This window comes from Myroides sp. LoEW2-1 (genome assembly GCF_009767705.1).
Classification (GTDB): Bacteria; Bacteroidota; Bacteroidia; order Flavobacteriales; family Flavobacteriaceae; genus Flavobacterium; species Flavobacterium album_A.
On the sequence record NZ_WSPP01000260.1, the window covers coordinates 1 to 3,001 of the forward strand.

General features: G+C 29.7%; 4 protein-coding genes. 1 reads left to right on the top strand and 3 read right to left on the bottom strand.

Going from position 1 to position 3,001, the window contains the following annotated elements:
• From GOQ24_RS13555 to GOQ24_RS13565, 3 genes are all read right to left on the bottom strand, one after another.
• Positions 1 to 1,077, bottom strand: a 1,077-nt coding sequence (locus GOQ24_RS13555) for a GNAT family N-acetyltransferase (protein ID WP_160339935.1), incomplete at its 3' end; no start/stop codon positions are given.
• A gap of 64 nt (positions 1,078 to 1,141) precedes the next feature.
• Complete coding sequence (locus tag GOQ24_RS13560; RefSeq protein WP_155091859.1) at positions 1,142 to 1,810, bottom strand: spermidine synthase; 669 nt, start codon at positions 1,808 to 1,810, stop codon at positions 1,142 to 1,144.
• A gap of 66 nt (positions 1,811 to 1,876) precedes the next feature.
• A complete protein-coding gene (locus tag GOQ24_RS13565; RefSeq protein WP_155091858.1) occupies positions 1,877 to 2,344 on the bottom strand; it encodes a helix-turn-helix domain-containing protein in 468 nt (155 codons plus the stop codon).
• 317 nt (positions 2,345 to 2,661) lie between these two features.
• Here GOQ24_RS13565 and GOQ24_RS13570 point away from each other — a divergent pair.
• The coding region (locus GOQ24_RS13570; protein WP_262885683.1) for a M14 family zinc carboxypeptidase at positions 2,662 to 3,001 on the top strand (340 nt) is incomplete at its 3' end.

The following is a 3,001-nucleotide window of genomic DNA, read 5'->3' on the forward strand; positions in this document are numbered from 1 at the left end:
GATTGGATTTAAGTTTTTCCATAACAATTGAATTTTATTGTTTTCAATTAAAAGAGGATTGGTTTCTATGAATTCAATATTGTGTTTTTTGAAACAGTCATATATTTCTCTAAATATAACTGCAGTAATTCCCTTACTTCTGTATTCTGGATCTACTCCTATAAGATAAAACTCTGCATGATTGTTCTTTCTTATGGCTTTAAGTAAATGTAAAAAACCGAATGGGAATAATTTGCCATTTGCTTTTTGAAATGCTTTAGAGAATGACGGCATAGTGATGGCAAATGCAATCATCTTATTGTTTTCATCCATGATACAAGAGATGAAATCGGGGTGGATGAATTGAAGGTATTTTTCTTTATAATGCTCAATTTGAAAATCTTGTATAGGAACAAAACTTTGTAGGTCAGCATATGTTTTGTTTAAAAGAGCGAACATTTCATTCACATAAGGCATTAGCTCTTTTGTCGTTTTGAATTCAAGTGCTTTTACATTATAGCGACTTTCTATCAAACTGGCCATCTTAGTTAATTTTCCTTCGTTATAGAGTGTCTTGTCTAATTTGTATTCTATCCATTCAGCTTCAGGTTTAAAGCCTAATTGTTCAAGGTGTATAGGGTAGTATTCAGGATTGTATATCCCGATCATGGTAGCAATATAGTCAAACCCCTTTGTTAGCATTCCTGCTTTATCCATATTAGAAAATCCCATAGGGCCTTCTATATAGTTCATTTTATGGGTTTTTCCGAACTCTTTAACGACTTGAATTAACGCTTTAGTAACTTCGATATCATCAATCATCTCAAGCCATCCAAATCTGACTTTGCTCTTGTGTAAATCGTTTACTTCTGTCCAGTTAATACAACAAGCAACACGGCCTACAATTTCGTTGTTTTTATACGCTAAGAAGAATTTTACATCAACACTTTTGAATATGTCATTTTTCAGATCGAAACTCTTTATTTCTTCTTTTATGATGGGAGGGACCCAATAAGGATTGTTCTTATAAAGTTTAAAAGGGAATTTGACAAAATCAGCTATTTCCTTTTTGCTTTGAGCTTCTATAATCTTTATCATTTTGTAAGTCTTATCATCTGTTAGATTTACAAAGATAATTATTTGTGAGTGTATTAAAACTTTATTACCTAAGCTTTTTGATTGTAATTAGTTCATTGTGTGTTTGGCTTTTCGGATATATGCGAGTGGAGTACATCTCTTTTTCAAACATCTGCAAAAAGGCGTTATTTCTTTTTCTGTGATGTTCGTCTAATATGATAGTGTTGAATAATATAAAACCATTAACTGATAATAATTCCTTTAGGTGAGATACAAAATAGTCCTCGAATAGAAAACTTGGCATCGTGTAATCTTGAAAGATGTCGATGACAATCAAGTCAAAGGTTTCTTGACTTCTAAGAACATATTCGAAAGCATCCATTTCAACGATAGTGTGCTTATGAGTTAGCTTTTTTAAATTGAAGTACTTCTTTCCTAAATGGATAACTATAGGATCAATTTCAACGCTAATAATGTTCTCTTGGTAGTTAATATAATTTCTTAAAGTATCGACTATGCTACCTGCTCCTAATCCTAAAACCAAGATATGATTCATCTCTTTTATTTTATGACTGCCAATAAATTTTAGTCCATCTCGAAGTACTTTTTCAAGATTTCCATAGGAGTAGTTTGTATTTGTAGAATCTAAATTTAATTCTCCTTTATGCCATGTAACTTCTAATTGATTGTTGATTTTAGAGTTTGTTTTTTTTATGGTAATTGGAAAAAAATAGCTTAGAAATTTAGTTATCATTTAAACGTTTTTAATTGCAAAGATAGTGCATTACTTTATTGAAATAGGACATGGATTATTATTCTTTTATTTAGGTTTGAAGTTGCTAAAAGTTCCGTCTTTATAAAAAATAATAATTTGGTCTATGTCGCTATTTGAATTAAAAGACTGTGCGATTGGAGCTAAATTTGTCAAGCTTTTACTTTCAATATTTTCCTCTTTTTTTGTTAAAATATTATTTTCTTTTTCTCGTTTATCTTCATCAAATAGAGTAGGGGAAATAGGTGTGTTGGTTAAAGAAGGGATGTCTTTTTGTATGTTTATTTCCTGATTATCGAGGTTGTTAAAATTGCCTTTTCCCTTGAGTAACCACAAGAGATTAATGTCGGGAAAGGTGTCATTTATTTTTAGAATGAAATCTAAACTTGGTTTGTTTCTACCCGATAGAAGGTGAGATAAACTCGATCTTTGTACTCCAATTTTATCGGCAAAAGCGGAAGCAGTATAGTCTAATGTTTCCAGTAAAAATTCTAATCTGTTTACAAAATTGTCCATAGGTATTTGTTTAAAAATGTAAATACATACAAAATATATAACTGTTTACAAATGTAATTATTTATTGTATATATCCAATGTTTACAACTGTATATATGTAAACTATGTTAACGTATTGGTTTAATATATAGTACTTAAATAGTTGATTTATTATGTTTTGTGTTTTTATTTTGTTTGAAATGATTTATTTGCAAGTAACAGTATGAATGTATACTAATGTAAATTACAATTGTAAACTATGATTTTAATTTAACTGTTTACAGATGTAAAAAAATATCTGTTTACATTTGTAATACTAATGAAAAGTAACTCAAGCAATGGAGGTAGATAATATTGTAAAGACCAATACTTATAGTAAAATTAAGGGTAGGTATATCACTAATAAAAGTATCGAGGATTTTTTACGAGACTTAAAGTATAGCTTTAAGTTAAATATAGAAGGAGAATCTGTTTTGGGAAAAGAGATTAAAAGTATTACTTGGGGGAATGGTAGTATAAGAATTTTGATGTGGTCTCAGATGCATGGTAACGAATCAACCACAACAAAAGCAGTGATAGATTTGTTAAATTACCTCTCTGATGATACTCAGGTAGAAGTGTTAAAATGGAGGGATATTTTTACTTTAAGAATCATACCTATATTGAATCCTGATGGTG